This is a genomic window from Bacillus sp. EB106-07-01-XG149, assembly GCF_058791555.1.
This window is the reverse complement of record NZ_JBYTDP010000002.1, coordinates 799,048-816,522: the sequence shown is the minus strand read 5'-3', so window position 1 is coordinate 816,522 and position 17,475 is coordinate 799,048. Positions and strand designations below refer to the sequence as shown.

The following is a 17,475-nucleotide window of genomic DNA, read 5'->3' as shown; positions in this document are numbered from 1 at the left end:
ACGACAACCAAGGCGGAAACGACAACCAAGGTGGAAACGACAACCAAGGCGGAAACGACAACCAAGGCGGAAATAATCAACCAAAAGTAATAGTTGATCCGAAAAATTTAGTGGATGGTCAATATGATATTCCATTTAAAGTGTTAAAAGATAAAACAAATGAGCTTTCAAAGATGCATGACTATACTGTACACCCAGCAAAATTAATCGTTAAAGATGGTAAAAAGTACATTGAGATGACGTTGAAAAATAGTGCATGGATTACAAAATTCCAAACGGAAAATAACAGTCTTTTTGCTGATGCGAAAGTAGTAAGCGAAGATAAAAATGCAAATACGAGAGTAGTGCAATTTGAAGTAAGTGATTTATTTGCAAAATTAAATGCAAAAGTAAAAGTTGATATCAATGAAATGAACTACCATCATTTCTACGATGTCCAAATTCAATTTGATACAAATAATATTGGTGCGTTAGGCACAATTAAAGAGGATCCAAAAAAAGATCCGAAAAATGATCCGAACAATCCAGTGATTACACCGAAAGTAGATAATGTGAAAAAAGTAGATAATCCTGACTTTAACCGAAATGCAGATGATAAGAAGAAAAAAGAAGATCAAAAAAATGATCCAAAAAAAGAGAAAAACTCAAAAACGGCAGATACAGCACAACTAGGTTTATACATGGTGCTATTGCTTGGGTCACTTGCTTTACTAGTTCGTAAATATAGAGCAGGAAGATTGTAATTTTTGGAGTCTTGATGCATGTTCGCATGCATCAAGACTTGTTTCATATTGTTTGGAAAGGAGTGGTGATTGAGAGTGAAGAAAATTGCTAGTGTACTAATGGCTATCATTCTATTAGTGAGTATAGCTGGATGCTCGGCGCCCAAAAAAGAAGCAGCAAAACAGGTAAAGAGTGAGAGTAAAGAGAGAATTGTTGCAACGACAGTTGCTGTTACTGAAATTATGGATGCGTTAGAAGTAGATTTAGTTGGTGTTCCAACAAGTACGAAAGATTTACCAAAGAGATATAAAGGTTTACCAGAAGTCGGGAATCCGATGAGTCCTGATATGGAAAAGGTAAAATCGTTAAAGCCGTCAGAAGTATTATCCGTGACAACACTTGAATATGAATTAAAGCCAGTTTTTGATGGTGTGGGCATGAAAGCAAACTTTTTAGATTTAACAAGCTTGAAAAATATGCAAAATTCCATTAGCGATTTAGGTAAGCAATATGGACGTGAAAAGCAGGCTGAAGCAGTTGTAACGAAGTTAGATAACAAGGTTGCAGAGATTAAAAAAGTAGTAAAGGGAAAGAAAGAACCGACAGTGCTTATTTTATTAGGTGTACCAGGGAGTTATTTAGTAGCAACAGAGCATTCTTATATTGGAGATTTAGTGAAACAACTAGGTGGTAAAAATATTGTGCAAGGTGAACAAGTAGAGTATTTAGCTTCTAATACAGAGTATTTAAAAAAAGCTGATCCAGATATTATTTTACGAGCAGCTCATGGTATGCCTGATGAAGTTGTGAAAATGTTTGATAAAGAATTTAAAACAAATGATATTTGGAAACATTTCGCTGCAGTTAAAAATAACCGTGTTTACGATTTAGAAGAGCGCTTATTTGGGACGACAGGTAATTTAGCAGCAATGGAAGCGTTAGATGAATTGAAAAAAATGATGTATCCGTGATGCATTTTAATATAAAGGAAGAGTGGAATGAATAAAAAAACTTGGAGTTTCCTCATTGTTACTGCATTGCTTATTGTTATGACATCATTGTCAGCGATGAAAGGGAGTTTAGAAATAGGTATTGTTGAGCTTGTGCAAGGGATATTTACAGGGGGGAATGAAGATGTTGAAGTGATTAAAGATTTACGTTTCCCACGTATTATTATTGCACTATTTACTGGAGCAGCTCTGGCCGTTTCAGGTGTGCTTTTTCAAGCTGTTATGAAAAACCCACTTGCTGATGCTGGGGTAATCGGGATATCTTCTGGGGCAAGTTTTATGACACTTGTTATTATTACGTTATTCCCGCAATTCTTTTTCTGGACACCCGTATTCGCCTTTTTAGGTGGTGCGTTTGCATGTTATCTCGTTTATGCATTTTCATGGAAGTCAGGGTTAAGTCCGCTTCGCATTATTTTAGTTGGTATAGCTATTAATGCAATGTTCACTGGATTAAATGAATCGTTCATTACGATTTGCGGATACTTCATTAAGAGTATTAAGCAAACGACGACTTCTAACATAACGATGAAGACGTGGGGCGATGTAGAAATAATGGTTACATATGGAACAATTGGTCTTATTCTTGCTCTGTTTGTAGGAGCTTGGTGTAACTTATTATCGCTACAAGATAAGACTGCGAAAAACTTAGGTTTGCACGTAACGAGAGTTCGTCTTATTATTTCTGCTATTGCAGTACTTTTAGCAGCAGTATCAACAGCGATTGCAGGAGTTATCGCTTTCGTAGGATTACTCGTTCCGCACATTTCAAGACAACTAGTCGGTTCAGATCATAAAGTATTAATTCCATTTTCTGCTCTTGCAGGAGCGTTATTAATTTTGACGGCGGATACGATTGGAAGGTTAATTGTGCCACCTAACGAAATTCCAGCGGCGACGATTATGGCAGTTATTGGTGGCCCATTCTTAATATTCTTGCTTAGAAAGAGTGATAAAGTTCATGGAAATTAAAAATGTAACCTTTTCGTATGATAATGTAACGGATCGATTAAAGTCGGTTAGTAGTGAAATAGAAATTGGTAAAATTACAACAATTATTGGTCCAAACGGTTGCGGGAAATCGACATTACTTGGCGTGATGTCAAGAAATCACGACCCTCGTAGCGGAGAGATAATACTGGATGGAAAGGCGATTAGTCAATATAAACCGAAAGAGTTTGCTAGAAAGTTAGCCGTTGTCCATCAACAAAATGAAGCACCGGCAGATATGACGGTAGAGAAATTAACAAGTTATGGTCGTATGCCTCATAAAAATATTTTTTCCTCGCAAACTGATGAAGATAGAGAAGCAATCGAAAGGGCTTTAGCATGTACGAATTTACTAAGTAAACGTGATAAAGAGATTCATGCTTTATCTGGTGGAGAAAGACAACGTGTTTGGATTGCTATGACGTTAGCTCAGAAAACACCAATGCTCTTTTTAGATGAACCGACCACCTATTTAGATATTTATTATCAACTTGAAATATTAGAGCTAGTAAAAGAGTTAAATGAAGTACATGGATTGACAATCGTTATGGTATTACATGATATCAATCAGGCGATTCGCTATAGTGATCATATCATCGTTATGAAAGATGGCGAAATTGTTACGAAAGGTAAGCCGAATGATGTTGTGACAGAAAGTATGATAAAGACGATATACGGTGTAGATGTCGTTGTAAAGCAAGATGAAGATACAGGGTTGTATATGGTCCCGATGGGTATTTAAATATGCGAACAATCCGTTTTGAGGTGATAATTTGAGTAGTAAAAAAGAACGGAAGAAGAATTCTTTTTTTCAACGAATACTTACAGTTGTTTTTTTAGGTACCTTTTTCTATTCAGTATATGAATTAGGTGATATTTTTATGGATTACTATGAAAATCGTAAAGTAATGGCCGAAGCACAAAACATTTATGAAAAGAGTCCGATGGAAGAGCAATCAGAAGACGGGGAAGTACGTAAACAGTTCAAAGCTCTGCAGCAAATTAACCAAGAAATAGTTGGATGGATTACGATGGACGATACACAAATTAATTATCCAATCGTTCAGGCGAAAGACAATGATTACTATTTATTTCGTAATTATAAAGGTGAAGATATGAGAGCAGGCAGCATTTTTATGGACTATCGTAATGATGTGAAATCTCAAAATCGAAATACTATTTTATATGGTCACCGTATGAAAGATGGTTCTATGTTTGGAAGTTTAAAGAAAATGTTAGATGAAGAGTTCTTCATGTCGCATCATAAATTATATTACGATACATTATTTGAAGGATATGATCTTGAAGTGTTCTCGGTGTATACAACAACAACTGATTTTTATTACATTGAAACGGATTTTAGCAATGATACGGAATACACATCATTTTTGGAGAAAATTCAAGAAAAGTCGCTGTACAAAACGGATACAAAATTGACAGCAAATGATCAAATCGTAACACTTTCGACGTGTGACTATGCACTTGATCCGGAAGCAGGAAGGTTAGTCGTGCATGCGAAACTAGTAAAGAGACAGTAAAAAAAGTATAGAATATGAGAAGTGGTAACGCTTCTCATATTCTATACTTTAAAAAAGAAATATGTTTACTGTGCTGCAGCCATTGGCATACGTACAACTTCAACATTGTAGTAAGTGATTTTATTATCAAGAATATATTCTGGCATCCCGCCTTGATGTGAGTGAGCATCTTTAAATGCTGAGCTCTTCGTCCAACCTTGGAAATCTTCTTTTGCATTCCAGCGTGTGCTAATTGTTACTTCATCATGATCAACTGTATTTTGCGTTAAAAGAACTTCTAATCCTAAAAAGCCTGGCATCGTTTCGACTTGACCTACTTTATTAAAACGCTCAATTAATTTATGTCCATTTCCCTTTGTAATTTTAGCTGTATTTGTAACAATAATCATGTTTTATTCCTCCTATAAATGTAGCCTTTATTTTCGAGAACTCATATACATTAAATGATAATGAAAATCATTATCATTGTCAATGGTAAATGTGGAATAAATAAGTTTTTTTATTATTTTGAACAGTGGGATTTCCGTTTCAAAATGTAGTAAATATGTGGCGGTTAAGTGAGAGAATGAGCGAGTTGTACTAGCAAAGCAATAATATGGTATAGTGAAACGAGGCTGTTTTTTCAGGCTCGTTTTTTAAATGCTTCCTATAGAGAAAGCATGCAAATGGAAAGGAAGTTATTATATGCGATCAGAAATAACTGTAAAAATAAAACCGAAATTTATAAAAGAAATTAAAAGTGGATATCCGCTTATTTTAAAAGATGCGATTCAAAATTTAAATGATGTTCAGGAAGAAGGAACAATCATTAAAGTAGTAGATGAGAAGAACAATTTTGTCGGAAAAGGTTATTATGGAAAACAAAATAAAGGATACGGCTGGATTTTAACGAGAAAAGAGAGTGAACAAATTAATCAATCTTTCTTTGAAAGTAAAATAAAATCTGCCTTACATAAACGAAAGCAATTTTACAAATCAAGTGATACGACAGCATTCCGTGCCCTAAATGGTGAAGGTGATGGTCTTGGAGGCTTAATTATCGATTATTATGACGGCTATTATGTAGTCAGTTGGTATAGTGAAGGGATTTATACTTTCAGAGATGAGATTATAGCAGCTCTTCAAAAAGTAGCAAACTTTAAAGGTATTTATGAGAAAAAGCGTTTTGATACGAAAGGGAAATACATTGAAGGCGATGATTTCGTAGCAGGAGAGCGCGGCGAGTTCCCGCTTATCGTAAAAGAAAATGGTGTGAACTTTGCTGTTTATTTAAATGACGGAGCGATGGTTGGTGTATTTTTAGATCAGCGTAACGTTCGAAAACAAATTCGTGATAAATATGCAAAGGGGAGAACAGTATTAAATATGTTCTCTTATACAGGTGCTTTCTCTGTATTTGCAGCGCTTGGCGGAGCGAATAAAACGACGAGTGTCGACCTTGCAAATCGTAGTTTAAGTAAAACGATTGAGCAATTTAGTGTAAATGAAGTTGATTATGAAGCGCAAGATATTATTGTAGAAGATGTATTTCTTTACTTCAAATATGCAGCTAAGAAAAAGATGAAATTTGATATGGTTGTACTTGATCCTCCAAGCTTTGCACGCTCAAAAAAATATACATTTAGTGCAGCGAAAGATTATAAAAACTTATTAAAAGAAACAATTGCGATTACAGAAAATAATGGGATTATCGTTGCCTCTACAAATTGTAGCGCATTCGATATGAAAAAGTTTAAAGGCTTTATCGATACAGCATTTAAAGAAATGAATGGTAAATACAAAATATTAGAAGAACATTCTTTACCAGAAGATTTTCGTACCATTGATCAATTTAAAGAGGGAGACTATTTAAAAGTAGTTTTCATCGAGAAAATTAAAGGTTAATAAAGAAAAAGGAGCTCGAGTTTACTTGAGCTCCTTTTCTTATTGAACGATATTTTGTACTCTACCGACTTGCCCGTCCTGCAATCGCACCTTAATGCCATGCGGATGAGAAGGGGAGTTAGTTAAAATATCTTTTACAATTCCACGTGTTAATTTACCGGTGCGTTGATCTTGTTTTAATACAATATCAACTTCAAGACCGGGTGCGATATTAGAGCGTTTTTGTCCGTTCATTTATACACCTGTACGTCTACGTTGGTTGTTTGTTTTCTTTGTTTGTTGGTTTTGTAATTTTTTCGTTTCTTGGCTTTGATTTGTATTATTTGAACCATTTCCATTTCCTTGCTTTTTCTTTGCAAGTTGTTCACGCATTAAATCAGCTAAGCTTACTTTTTTGTTTTCTGACATGATAAGTCTCCTTTATATAAAGTTAATTATGAACAATAGTAGTGAATTTTATCATATCATTGTTAAGGAAGGAAGGGAAGTTGGTTTGAAAATTCATATAATTCTTTCCAGTATTCATTGGTTACGATACAATTGAAATGTTAATGTTTGTGAAAAAGGGGATAGACATATGTCACATCATATTTTATTAGTTGAAGATGATATCTCAATTCAAGAGATGGTGGAAAAGTATTTAATAAAAGAAAGTTTTCAAGTTACAATCGCGTCTGACGGAGAAGAAGGGGTGCAAGCATTTTTTAAATCATCCTTTGATTTAGTTATCCTCGACATTATGATGCCAAAGCTAGATGGCTTAGAGGTTGTGCGAATCATTCGGGAAAAAAGTGCAGTTCCGATTTTAATGATGTCGGCAAAAGATACAGATGTTGATAAAGCTGTTGGATTAGGACTGGGAGCAGATGATTACATTTGTAAGCCATTTTCTATGATTGAATTGGCTGCACGTGTAAAAGCGGGTATTCGGAGGTCTACGAAATATTCGACTACAGAAACAACAGAAAAGATAATTCAAATTGGTGATTTAACAATTAATCCAATTAATTTTACGGTTGAAAAAAACGGGAAGCCCCTCAAACTTACTTTAAAAGAATTTGAGATTTTAAAGCTATTCGTAAAGAATCAAAATCGTGTATTTACGAAAGCGCAAATATATACGTTAGTTTGGAACGAAGAGTATTACGGTGATGATAACGTTATTAATGTTCATATGAGAAGGTTGCGCGAGAAAATTGAAAGTGATCCATCTAATCCAGAATATATTAAAACGTTATGGGGCATCGGTTATAAGCTGGAAGTGATGTAATATGGTCAATTTATTAATGGCTCTTATTTTTATATTGTTATGTGTCATTTATATACAATATAAAATGAGAAAAAATAGTAGCAAAAATTTACGATACACATATGAAAAGTTAGAGAGCATTGTAAATGGACAAACAGGCGAGAAGTTACTCGTTATGACAGATGATCTAGAATTGCAAAAATTATTAGTGGCAATTAATCAACTATTAGATGCAAAACAGAAAACGAATGCGGATCATGCAAAAGTAGAAATTTCGATGAGAAAAATGCTTTCAAATATTTCACATGATTTAAAGACACCACTAACAGTTATTCTTGGATATACAGAAATGTTAAATAAGGATAAAACGATAAATAAAGAAGAACAGCAAACATTACTTGAAAAGGTGCATGTAAAAACACTAGAAGTAATGGAACTGATTCATAAGTTTTTTGATTTGGCAAAACTAGAGTCTGGTGACAAGGCAATCGAGATGACAAAAGTAAATATGAATGAAGTTTGTCGGGAGAAGATTTTGTCTTTTTATGATTTAGTGACGACGAAAGGATTTCAAGTTCATATTGATATACCAGAAAGAAATATATATGCACTTGGAAATGTAGAAGTATTAGGTAGAGTATTAAATAATTTAATATCAAATGCAATTACATATGGAGACGATGGAAAGACACTTGGGATGACATTAAGAGACGATGAAACGAGTGTGTATATAGATGTATGGGATACAGGAAAAGGAATTGATGAATCTCATATTGATAAAGTGTTTGAGCGTATGTACACACTTGAAGATTCAAGAAATAGATTGTATCAAGGAAGCGGTCTAGGATTAACGATTACGAAAAGGCTTGTGGAAGCGATGGACGGAGAAATACATCTTTCTAGTAAGCCGTATGAAAAAACAATTTTTACAGTTGTATTAAAAAAGATGCTGTTTTAGCTTGTAGAGAAGTAAATTCTACAAGCTTTTTTTCAGCGTAAGGAATTTGTAAGGAACGGGTAAGAAAAAAGAGATTTCCGTTGTCTATTATAGAAATATAAAGTAGTGCGAAAGGAGAAAATGACATGACATATATATTAAAAACGAATCAGCTAACGAAAGTGTTTAAAGGGAAAGAAGTTATTTCTAGCGTTAACATGCATGTAAAAAAAGGAGAGATATACGGTTTCTTAGGACCGAATGGTGCAGGTAAAACAACGATTATGAAAATGATCACAAATTTAATAAAACCGACGAGCGGTGATATTGAAATTTTTGGTGAGAAGTTAACGGATACATCTTATGAATTGTTAAAGCGCATGGGGACAATTATCGAATATCCAATCTTTTATGATAAATTAACGGCGAAGGAAAACCTAGAATTACATTGTGAATATATGGGGTATTACGACAAGAGCGCAATTGATCATGCTTTACATTTAGTGAAACTGCACGGTATAGATGATAAAAAAGTAAAAGATTTTTCATTAGGTATGAAGCAACGACTGGGTATTGCAAGAGCAATCATGACAAAGCCAGAATTACTCATTTTAGATGAACCGATTAACGGTTTAGATCCAATTGGTATTAAAGAATTACGAGACTTATTTAAAATGCTCTGCAAAGAATATGGTATTACGTTATTAGTTTCTAGTCATATTTTAGGCGAGATGGAACTAATGGCGGATACAATTGGTGTAATTCAAAATGGAAAACTAATAAAAGAAGTTTCAATGAAGAGTATTAACGGAAAACAAACAGAGTACATTGAAATTACTGTTCCTGATGTGAAGCGTGCAGCTTATATTTTAGAAGATAAACTCGGTATAAAAAATTACAAAATAATGAGTGGAAACATGATTCGTGTGTACGAATTAAAGGTGACGCAGCAAGCTATTTCAAAAGCACTTATTATGAATGATGTGGAAATTGAAAGTATTAATAAGAAACATAGTTCCTTAGAGGAATATTTCTTAAATGTAATGGATGGAGAGGGCATTCATGCTTAATGGATTGTTAGTGAATCTACTAAGTGGATTGATCGTAATGTTCCTAAGTGGGATTTTATATTATAGAAAACCTGAGCGGAAATGGTTATTAATTCTAATAGTAATAGGAATGTTAAGCTTCGTTACTGCTGGAATTAGAATGTTAGCAGCGTAGAGATAGTTATATAAAGAATGGAGGAGTGGTTTGTATGCTTAGATTAATGAAGCTTGAGTGGAAAAAGCATCGATTATCTAGTTACTTTAAAAGTGTAGCAATTTGTATTATAGCAATTTTCGCTGCAGTAAGCCTTATGGCATTGGGAATGAAAGCCGAGGGAGCCGTGCTCTTCTCTGACTTCACACAGAACATGGCTTTAGCAAATATTTTTATTAGAATAACATTCATTATTTTTAGTTCGGTCATTTTATCACGTTTAGTAATTGATGAGTATAAGAACAAAACGATACAACTATCATTTATGTACCCACTGCAAAGGAAAATGTTAATGAGAGCGAAATTAACAATTGTTTTTTGTTTTTGTTTTGTGAGCACGATTATCGCTACTTTTATTATTAGTTTGCTCGTATATTTTGTGAGTCCAATGATGGGACTGATTGAAACACCTGCTACGATAGGCGAAATAATAGCTATCGTTCCAGCTACTATTATAAGTGCATTTATGATATCTGGTATAAGTTTAATTCCTTTATTTTTTGGGATGAGAAAGAAATCAACACCGACAACGATTACTTCGGCAGTAATAATTGGTATGCTGATTAGTGGTAACGTTGGGGCTGAAAGCAATCAAGTAAGTATGTTTGATTTTATAGCTATCCCAATAGTGCTCTGTTTATTAGGGATTTTCATTAGTTATCTATCGTTTCGTAAAATCGACAAGATCGATGTGGCGTGAAGCAAGCCTAAAACAAAAACGAACTGGGGTATGAATGGTGAAAAAAATAATAGTAATTGCGATATTATTAATTACAATTGCTAGTGTGGTTTTTGGTTTTAAGACATTTCAGGGGAAAGATTTTAAGAAAGAAAAGTCTTTTGAGATAAATCATATAAAAGAAATAGAAGTGGACAATGAAAACTGGGATATTGAATTTAAAAGTACAGACGCTAACAAAATAGTGATTTTCGCTCAAGGTCAACGAGCAGATAACAATCTAGATCCCGTCGAAATAGAACATGAAGGAAATAAAGTTGTGATTAAGCAAAAGCAAAGGATGAACAGATTCTTTAATGGTTTTACGTTTAGGAAGAAAAATAGTATATCTATAGCTATTCCGAAGAAAGAAATAGATAAAATTGTATTAAATAATAAAGCGGGTGATGTGAAAATAAGCGATATAGTAGTAAAAAGTATTGTGACAAAAGGCAAGTCTGGAGATGAAATGATTGTAGGACTATCGGCAGATAAGGGGGAGTTCACATTCGAAAGTGGAGATTTAATGTTAAAAGATAGTTCATTACAAGAAGTAAATATAACTTCTACTACTGGTGATAATTATGTGAAAAATATAAAAAATGAAAATATGAACATCACTTCAACATCTGGGGAAGTATTATTGAAAGATATGACAGAAGGACAATCATTATTTATAGAAACAAAATCAGGCGACATTGGCGTAAGGTATAAAGATGTCCCAGCTTCATTGAAACTTACGGCCAAAAGTAATTCGACTGACATAATGATAGATTTAAAAGGACTTAAGAAAGATAAAAATACAGAAAAGATAAAAGAAGGAACCATCGGTGATGCAAAAAACGAAGTGAAGATTTTAAGTAAAACAGGGGCGATTTATATCGATTAAATTTAAAATGAAAGGAGGACTATTATGCTACGTCTTATGAAGCTAGAATTGAAAAAGTTTAAGCTTGGCTGGTATGTGAAAGGGGCAGTTATTACAAATATCGCTATACTGGCATTAATGATCTTTACGAGCATCGTTGCTCAAGTAGAAGGTGATCCGGAAATAAGGGATCCACAGACAATGTTGTTGATGGCTAGTACATTAGTACGAGCAACATTCATTATTTTTGGTGGTGTACTCATAGCGAAACTAATAATTGATGAATATAAAAACAAAACAATATTACTCATGTTTTCTTATCCCATTAACCGAAAGAAAATGATGGTTAGTAAGTTGGCCATTACAGCAACATTAACATTTATAACAGTTATTGTATCGAACATTTTAGTAGTAGGAATTTTCTTTGGGATAGATAGTTATTTTTCAATTCTTCCTAATTCATTCACAGTAGATCAATTGATTCAAGAAGGGATAAATCTTATTCCTTTAGCCATTGCCACGGCAGGAATAAGCTTAATTCCTCTATATTTCGGAATGCGTAAACGTTCAGTGCCGACTACAATCGTTTCTTCTATTATCGTTGTATTAATCGCAATTAATAACCAGCCCATATTTCCTATAGCGACGTTTCTTCCTCTTCAATTCACATTTGCAGCGATTGGAGCTGCGATTGCATATTACGGAATTAAAAATATAGAGAAGGAAGATATAACAGTATGACAAGAATAAAAAAAGAGTTGGCGTTATACCAACTCTTTTTTGTATATGTATGCTTCGTTACTACTCTGTAAAATTATAGTGTTTGCTTAAATACTCTTGTACTCCTGGAGAAATGTTAAAGTTATTAGGACCTTTATATTCGATAGTAAATTCTCCATCTTCAATTGTTTCAAAGGCGATTGCATAGCTATTCATTTTAGAATCGTAAGAAGTATTTTTGACTTTTGCATCTAGATTAAAGTATTTTGTAATATACTCTTTTGATTCAGCAATTGCTGTTTGTTTTCCCCAAGGGGTACCATAACTTGTGAAATAAGGAGATACACCGATAACGCCAATGATAGAAGTTAATAAGAGAGTTCTTATTGTTATTTTTTTGTTTTTTGTATTCAATTTAGTTCCCTCCAATTAATATGAATTTATCTTAACGTATTTTCTCATAAAATACCATTTAGTAGAAAATAGTTTCACATGAAACAAGTTACAGAAAAAGACAAGATGTGTAAACACCTTGTCCTTTTTTGTTGTTACATTTTAGGAGCTTCCATTCCAGCTGCAGCCCATTCTTCTTTTGCAGGACCATATACGCCAGGGACTGTTAAGCCAGCTTGTCGCATTAAAACCGTCATTTGTCCACGATGGTGATTTTGATGATTAATGAGTGTCATTAAAAATATAAAATTCGGCATAGGACGACCAAAGAAGTCATTAATAGTAGCTAAGTCTTTATCTGTCCATTCGCCTTGAAGAGCTTCAACAAAAGCTACATTCACTTTACGGTATTGATCAGCAATTGTTGTTGCAGAAGGTGGAACAGGATAATCTTTCGTTTCTCCTTCAAACTTAAGCCCTGTGCCAGATAGTATAACAGGAATTGCCGTCACGATATGCCAAGCAACTCTGCCTAACGTCCAGTGTCCAGGTGCAATTTCTTGTGATAAAGATTCATCGGTTAATGCATCGAGCATCTTTTGAGTAGACTCAGCCTCGTATGTCCATGATTGCAAGAAGCCTTCAATAGTTTGGTACATATTTATCCCTCCTAGTTATGTTCATAGGTTACATTCGTGAAAAAAAGATAGTTTCCTTTTAACCTATCAGAACGAATAAAAAAGAGGCTTCTCATATTAAGAAGCCTCTTTTTTTAACCAACCTTCTTCCCATTCTTCCTCATCAACCATAAGAAATAAGGTGCTCCAAGTACAGCAACGACAAGGCCAGAAGGGATTTCTTTCGGGTATGCAATTGTTCGTCCGAGTAAATCAGCAATGGAAAGAAGGATTGCTCCAAATAGTGCGGAGCAAACGAATAATCTTTGATGATTCATACCAACGACGATTCGTGCTAAGTGTGGTGCAACAAGACCTAGAAAGGCAATCGTACCGACAGCTGCGATATTTACAGATGCAAGTAGTGTTGCTAACACAATGAGAGCAAGGCGCGTTTTATTTACTGGTTGCCCGAGTCCCGTTGCTAAATCGTCTCCAAGTACGAGAACATCAAGTTGTTTTATTAAGAAAAAGATAATGAACACAAGAATTAGCGATGGATATAGAATGATATTTTCTAAGTGATTCCATCCTCTTGCATACGTGCTACCTGATAGCCATGTTAAAGCAGCAGCAACGTTCAAATTTGCTCTAACGATAAAGATCTGAATAATCGCTGAGCAAAGAGCTGAAATACCAATTCCTATTAAAGCAAGGGCTGTTGGGCTAAATCCTGATTTCCATGAGAAGAAGAGGACAATTCCAACTGCAAGTAGTCCGCCGATAAATGCACCAATTGGTAGGAAGAAACCAGGAAGTGCGGGAAAGACATACATAATAGTTAAAGCACCAACACCAGCTCCCGATGAAATACCAATAATAGAAGGATCGGCGAGTGGGTTTCGTAATATACCTTGGAAAACAAGCCCGCTTATTGCAAGGCATGCGCCAGCAATAGCAGCAACGAGCATTCTTGGTAAACGAAGGTTCATCATCATATTTTTATCAAATTGTGTTAATTGTCCTGATATAACATTTTTAATACTTTCGATATAAGCGTTACTACCGATTGTAACACCAAGAGCAATCGTCACAATGCAAAGTGTGATAGAGATAATGATTACCTTTTTATAAGAGTAATAGCGAGAACTAGCTCCAGCTGCATTTGCGCCGTTATCATTCATATATTGTTTCGATTTCATCATTCGATACACTAAATAAATAAGCCAAGGTGATCCAATCATTGCCGTGACTGCTCCGACAGGAAGTTCAGCCCCAGTTGGATCTATTAGTCTACCAACGACATCAGCTCCAAGTAATAGTACAGCTCCCCATAAGAAAGAAGAGAGAAGGAGAGTAAAGTGTTGACGGTAGCCAATAAGACGCATTAAATGTGGTGCAACTAAGCCGACAAATCCAATTGGTCCAACAACAGTTACAATTACTGCTGTTAAAAAGATCGCAGCAATGAAGGCGATAAGACGTGTTACTGCTGTTTTTTCACCAAGAGAAACAGCAACATCATCACCAAGTAAGAGAATGTTGAGTTTACGAGACATAAATAGTAAAACTAGGAAAGAAATAATGATAAATGGAAAAGCGAATTGAACGCCATCCCAGTTATTTTGAATAAGAGATCCAGCTCCCCATAAAAATAAACCAGCTGTTTCATTTTCATAGAAAAGCTGCATCGTTCCGGTAAAGGCAGAAAGCATTAATGTAACGACCATACCAGCTAGTGCCATTCTAAGTGGGGTTCCCTTTTTTCCACCAGAAATACGGTATACAAATAAAGCAGTAATAGCACCGCCGATAAATGTGAAAAGAAGTGAGTTAATTTGCAAACCTTTCGGTAAGAAAATTGTAGCTGCTACTAGAAAGAAATATGCACCAGAGTGAATACCCATTGTACTGGATTCAGCAAGTGGATTTTTCGTTAACGTTTGTAAAATGACCCCAGATGCAGCAAGAGCACCGCCAGCTAAAATGGCAATTACAGCTCTAGGTAATCGAAGCATGATTAAAGTTTGATGCTCTAGTGATTGGTTCGGTGAGATAAGAGCATCAATAATCATACTATAGGAAATGTTTGCTTGACCTTGTCCGATATGAATAAAGAAAAGGAGGAGCAAGAGAGCTGCTCCTCCTCCGAATACAAGACTTGCTCGAAGTGTATGTTGTAAGCTATTCATCGTGTAATCACTTCTTCGCTGTCATTACATCTGCTACTTGTGTTGCTAAAGATTTTGCAGACTCAGGACCACCGAAAATCCAAGTGTCGCCTTTTAATTTATACATTCTGTCTTCTTTTTTAAAATTTAATCCTTCCCAAGCAGGGTTACCTTTTAGTTGCGTGTCAAAAATGTTATCATCATCCGCTACAATGTAAATGAAGTTTGAATCTTGTACACTTTGTAATGATTCTACAGTTGTTTGTTTGAAACCATCTGCCTCTGATTTCCCAGCTTCAAAAGTGTTTGTTAAACCTAATTTTTTTGTAACTTGTAAAGCTGTAGAATTATCAGTCAATATACGGAATGTTGGTACGTTTTTGGCTGTAAATGCTTGTACCATTGCGATGTTTTTATCTTTTAAGTCTGCTTTTTCAATTTTTGCTTTTGCATCAGCAAATGCTTTATCCATATCAGCTAATACTTTTTTACCTTCTTCTTCTTTTCCGACTGCTTTTGCAATTTGTTTAAATGTTTCTGTCATTTCAGCAAAGTGATCGTTATTGCTTGTTGATGGATCGAACATAACTGTAGGAGCGATTTGCTCTAATTCGTTTTTAATAGCTTTACTACGGAATGAAGCTGTGATAATTAAATCTGGTTTTAGACGGCTAATTTCTTCTAAGTTTGGTTGTTGACGTGTTCCTACATCGACAACATCTTTACCTGGTTTTGTTGCTGTATTTACCCATTTATTATAATTCTTAATGTCTGCCATCCCTACTGGCTGAACACCAAGCGCTAATAAGTCTTCTGAATATACCCACTCAAGTACAACAACTTTTTTCGCTGGTTTATCTAACTTTGTTTCCCCTTCAGCGTGTTTAATTGTTATAGCTTGTTTCTTATCGTCTGTCTTTGTTTCTTTTTTCTCCTCTTTTTGCTGTCCACATCCAACAGCGAATAGAAGAACTACTATGAAAATACTGAGAATTCTCTTCATCTTCTGCCCCCAAATTAAGTATTTTTTGTAATTAGCGCCATAAGTGAAAATGGTTATCAATTACAACACCAAAATCATACTATGAGGATATTTTAAGTGTCAATATTTTTTTAAAATTTTGACGAAAAACAACAAATTATACGGATTTTTATATATTATAGTCGCTATTTATGAAGAATAAGACTCTTTACTAAAAAAATTGGTGAATATGGGAGAGTTTAAATGGGAACTTGGCTGTGTACGAAAGTGTAATGTATATGGTTAATAATCTGTGGAGATGGGGCGAAAGTACAAGCAAAAGGAGAGCGAATCGCATGTAATAATTACTAGAATGTATGGAATAAATCTGTGTTTATCCACTAGGTAAAGTATTTCTTTGTTATTTAGATAGGTGTTTTCTAATTCGGTGATTGTACTTAAAAGATCGAATGTAAAGGAAGTGATCAACATGTCTTCATGGAGCAATAATATAAATGGATATTGTGGGTGTAATAATCAAAATAGTGTACATGTTGATTCATGCTGTTTTAGTTGTGATGGGACAGTTCCTAAGCTTGGCCCAACAGGTCCGACGGGTCCAACAGGTGACACAGGTTCGACGGGAGCAACGGGCCCAACAGGTGACACAGGTCCAACAGGAGCGACGGGAATAACAGGGGCAACAGGTCCAACAGGAGCGACGGGAATAACAGGGGCAACAGGTCCAACAGGAGCGACGGGAATAACAGGTTCAACGGGTCCGACGGGAGCAACAGGAATAACAGGAGTAACAGGTTCAACGGGTCCGACGGGAGCAACAGGAATAACAGGAGTAACAGGTCCAACAGGAGACACGGGGGCAACTGGCACAAGTATAACGGCAACATACGCTTTTGCAAATAATACGTCAGGTTCAGCAATATCGGTACTTCTCGGTGGAACAAATGTCCCACTTCCAAACAATCAGAATATCGGTCCGGGAATTACGGTGTCCGGGGGAAATACAGTATTTACGGCTGCAAATGCTGGGAATTATTATATTTCATATACGATTAATATAACGGCTTCATTATTAGTCAGTTCGCGGATTACAATCAATGGTGCACCTCTTGCTGGAACGATCAATTCTCCTGCGTTGGCAACTACATCATTTAGTGCAACAATTATTACGACTCTTGCGGCTGGAAGTGCCATTAGTTTGCAACTATTTGGTTTGTTAGCTGTTGCAACGTTATCAACAACTACACCAGGAGCTGTGTTAACGATAATAAGGTTGAGCTAAATAATAACTCTTTTATTCTTTTAAGATTAGGAGAGTTTATACATATAATAAGAAGTTAATGGAGTGAAGCATAGTTATATAAAAGTCAGAATATTATGATTGTAACGTTATGGCGACTATAATATAATGA

Annotated in this window: 21 protein-coding genes; 14 read left to right on the top strand and 7 right to left on the bottom strand. The window is 35.1% G+C overall.

The genetic code is table 11. From position 1 onward, the window contains the following. From AC3WTA_RS10345 to srtB, 5 genes are all read left to right on the top strand, one after another. A partial coding sequence (locus tag AC3WTA_RS10345; protein WP_492332870.1) for an NEAT domain-containing protein occupies window positions 1-743 on the top strand: 743 nt, incomplete at its 5' end. A 69-nt stretch (window positions 744-812) separates the two neighbouring features. Further along, window positions 813-1,694, top strand: a complete 882-nt coding sequence (gene isdE, locus AC3WTA_RS10340; RefSeq protein WP_002096287.1) for a heme ABC transporter substrate-binding protein IsdE — start codon at window positions 813-815, stop codon at window positions 1,692-1,694. Between the two features lie 27 nt (window positions 1,695-1,721). Beyond that, window positions 1,722-2,705 carry a FecCD family ABC transporter permease gene (locus AC3WTA_RS10335; protein WP_001036828.1) on the top strand — a complete coding sequence of 328 codons (984 nt, stop codon included), beginning with the start codon at window positions 1,722-1,724 and terminating at the stop codon, window positions 2,703-2,705. Further along, a complete protein-coding gene (locus AC3WTA_RS10330; protein ID WP_000403736.1) occupies window positions 2,695-3,465 on the top strand; it encodes an ABC transporter ATP-binding protein in 771 nt (256 codons plus the stop codon). Before AC3WTA_RS10335 ends, AC3WTA_RS10330 begins: the two co-directional genes overlap by 11 nt. Window positions 3,466-3,496: 31 nt before the next feature. Continuing rightward, the gene (srtB, locus tag AC3WTA_RS10325; RefSeq protein ID WP_000095588.1) at window positions 3,497-4,261 is read left to right on the top strand and encodes a class B sortase; all 765 of its coding nucleotides are present in this window, start codon (window positions 3,497-3,499) and stop codon (window positions 4,259-4,261) included. Window positions 4,262-4,326: 65 nt separating this feature from the next. On the opposite strand, the gene isdG is transcribed toward srtB, so the two are convergent. Further along, window positions 4,327-4,650: a heme oxygenase gene (gene isdG, locus AC3WTA_RS10320; RefSeq protein WP_000587823.1), complete on the bottom strand. Its 324-nt coding sequence runs from the start codon at window positions 4,648-4,650 to the stop codon at window positions 4,327-4,329. Window positions 4,651-4,945: 295 nt separating this feature from the next. On the opposite strand from isdG, the gene AC3WTA_RS10315 reads away from it, so the two are divergent. Then, window positions 4,946-6,145 (top strand): class I SAM-dependent rRNA methyltransferase, encoded by a 1,200-nt coding sequence (locus AC3WTA_RS10315; protein ID WP_001255863.1) that lies wholly within the window; start codon window positions 4,946-4,948, stop codon window positions 6,143-6,145. Window positions 6,146-6,184: 39 nt separating this feature from the next. Here the strand turns inward: AC3WTA_RS10315 and AC3WTA_RS10310 are convergent, their stop codons facing one another. Both AC3WTA_RS10310 and AC3WTA_RS10305 read right to left on the bottom strand, forming a co-directional pair. Beyond that, window positions 6,185-6,379, bottom strand: coding sequence for a YwbE family protein (locus AC3WTA_RS10310; protein WP_001014310.1), 195 nt, complete (start codon window positions 6,377-6,379; stop codon window positions 6,185-6,187). Then, window positions 6,380-6,553, bottom strand: coding sequence for a hypothetical protein (locus tag AC3WTA_RS10305; RefSeq protein ID WP_001293585.1), 174 nt, complete (start codon window positions 6,551-6,553; stop codon window positions 6,380-6,382). 169 nt (window positions 6,554-6,722) lie between these two features. Between AC3WTA_RS10305 and AC3WTA_RS10300 the strand changes: the two genes are divergently transcribed. The 7 genes from AC3WTA_RS10300 to AC3WTA_RS10270 all read left to right on the top strand — a co-directional run bounded on the left by AC3WTA_RS10300 (window position 6,723) and on the right by AC3WTA_RS10270 (window position 11,921). Continuing rightward, on the top strand, window positions 6,723-7,415 hold the full coding sequence (locus tag AC3WTA_RS10300) for a response regulator transcription factor (RefSeq protein ID WP_000018044.1): 693 nt from the start codon (window positions 6,723-6,725) through the stop codon (window positions 7,413-7,415). A gap of 1 nt (window position 7,416) precedes the next feature. Then, window positions 7,417-8,352 carry a HAMP domain-containing histidine kinase gene (locus AC3WTA_RS10295; RefSeq protein ID WP_000247695.1) on the top strand — a complete coding sequence of 312 codons (936 nt, stop codon included), beginning with the start codon at window positions 7,417-7,419 and terminating at the stop codon, window positions 8,350-8,352. A 125-nt stretch (window positions 8,353-8,477) separates the two neighbouring features. Next, window positions 8,478-9,401 (top strand): ABC transporter ATP-binding protein, encoded by a 924-nt coding sequence (locus AC3WTA_RS10290; protein ID WP_000221080.1) that lies wholly within the window; start codon window positions 8,478-8,480, stop codon window positions 9,399-9,401. Further along, window positions 9,394-9,555, top strand: a complete 162-nt coding sequence (locus tag AC3WTA_RS10285; RefSeq protein ID WP_165690484.1) for a hypothetical protein — start codon at window positions 9,394-9,396, stop codon at window positions 9,553-9,555. The genes AC3WTA_RS10290 and AC3WTA_RS10285 overlap by 8 nt, the downstream gene beginning before the upstream one ends. Window positions 9,556-9,589: 34 nt before the next feature. Continuing rightward, window positions 9,590-10,294 (top strand): ABC transporter permease, encoded by a 705-nt coding sequence (locus AC3WTA_RS10280; RefSeq protein WP_000945222.1) that lies wholly within the window; start codon window positions 9,590-9,592, stop codon window positions 10,292-10,294. A 34-nt stretch (window positions 10,295-10,328) separates the two neighbouring features. Next, window positions 10,329-11,201 carry a DUF4097 family beta strand repeat-containing protein gene (locus AC3WTA_RS10275; protein ID WP_141402910.1) on the top strand — a complete coding sequence of 291 codons (873 nt, stop codon included), beginning with the start codon at window positions 10,329-10,331 and terminating at the stop codon, window positions 11,199-11,201. Window positions 11,202-11,225: 24 nt separating this feature from the next. Next, entirely contained in the window at window positions 11,226-11,921 is a 696-nt protein-coding gene (locus tag AC3WTA_RS10270) for an ABC transporter permease (protein WP_000945190.1), read from the top strand. Between the two features lie 60 nt (window positions 11,922-11,981). Here the strand turns inward: AC3WTA_RS10270 and AC3WTA_RS10265 are convergent, their stop codons facing one another. From AC3WTA_RS10265 to AC3WTA_RS10250, 4 genes are all read right to left on the bottom strand, one after another. Beyond that, window positions 11,982-12,314 carry a YfjL-like protein gene (locus AC3WTA_RS10265; protein ID WP_088107391.1) on the bottom strand — a complete coding sequence of 111 codons (333 nt, stop codon included), beginning with the start codon at window positions 12,312-12,314 and terminating at the stop codon, window positions 11,982-11,984. A gap of 134 nt (window positions 12,315-12,448) precedes the next feature. Next, window positions 12,449-12,952, bottom strand: coding sequence for a DinB family protein (locus tag AC3WTA_RS10260; RefSeq protein ID WP_000284969.1), 504 nt, complete (start codon window positions 12,950-12,952; stop codon window positions 12,449-12,451). Window positions 12,953-13,065: 113 nt separating this feature from the next. Then, window positions 13,066-15,102 (bottom strand): Fe(3+)-hydroxamate ABC transporter permease FhuB, encoded by a 2,037-nt coding sequence (gene fhuB, locus AC3WTA_RS10255; RefSeq protein ID WP_001087097.1) that lies wholly within the window; start codon window positions 15,100-15,102, stop codon window positions 13,066-13,068. Window positions 15,103-15,109: 7 nt separating this feature from the next. Further along, window positions 15,110-16,084 carry an ABC transporter substrate-binding protein gene (locus AC3WTA_RS10250; RefSeq protein ID WP_097860503.1) on the bottom strand — a complete coding sequence of 325 codons (975 nt, stop codon included), beginning with the start codon at window positions 16,082-16,084 and terminating at the stop codon, window positions 15,110-15,112. A 448-nt stretch (window positions 16,085-16,532) separates the two neighbouring features. Here AC3WTA_RS10250 and AC3WTA_RS10245 point away from each other — a divergent pair, with 448 nt between their 5' ends. Continuing rightward, window positions 16,533-17,345, top strand: coding sequence for a BclA C-terminal domain-containing protein (locus AC3WTA_RS10245; RefSeq protein ID WP_088107390.1), 813 nt, complete (start codon window positions 16,533-16,535; stop codon window positions 17,343-17,345). Window positions 17,346-17,475 lie beyond the last annotated feature (130 nt).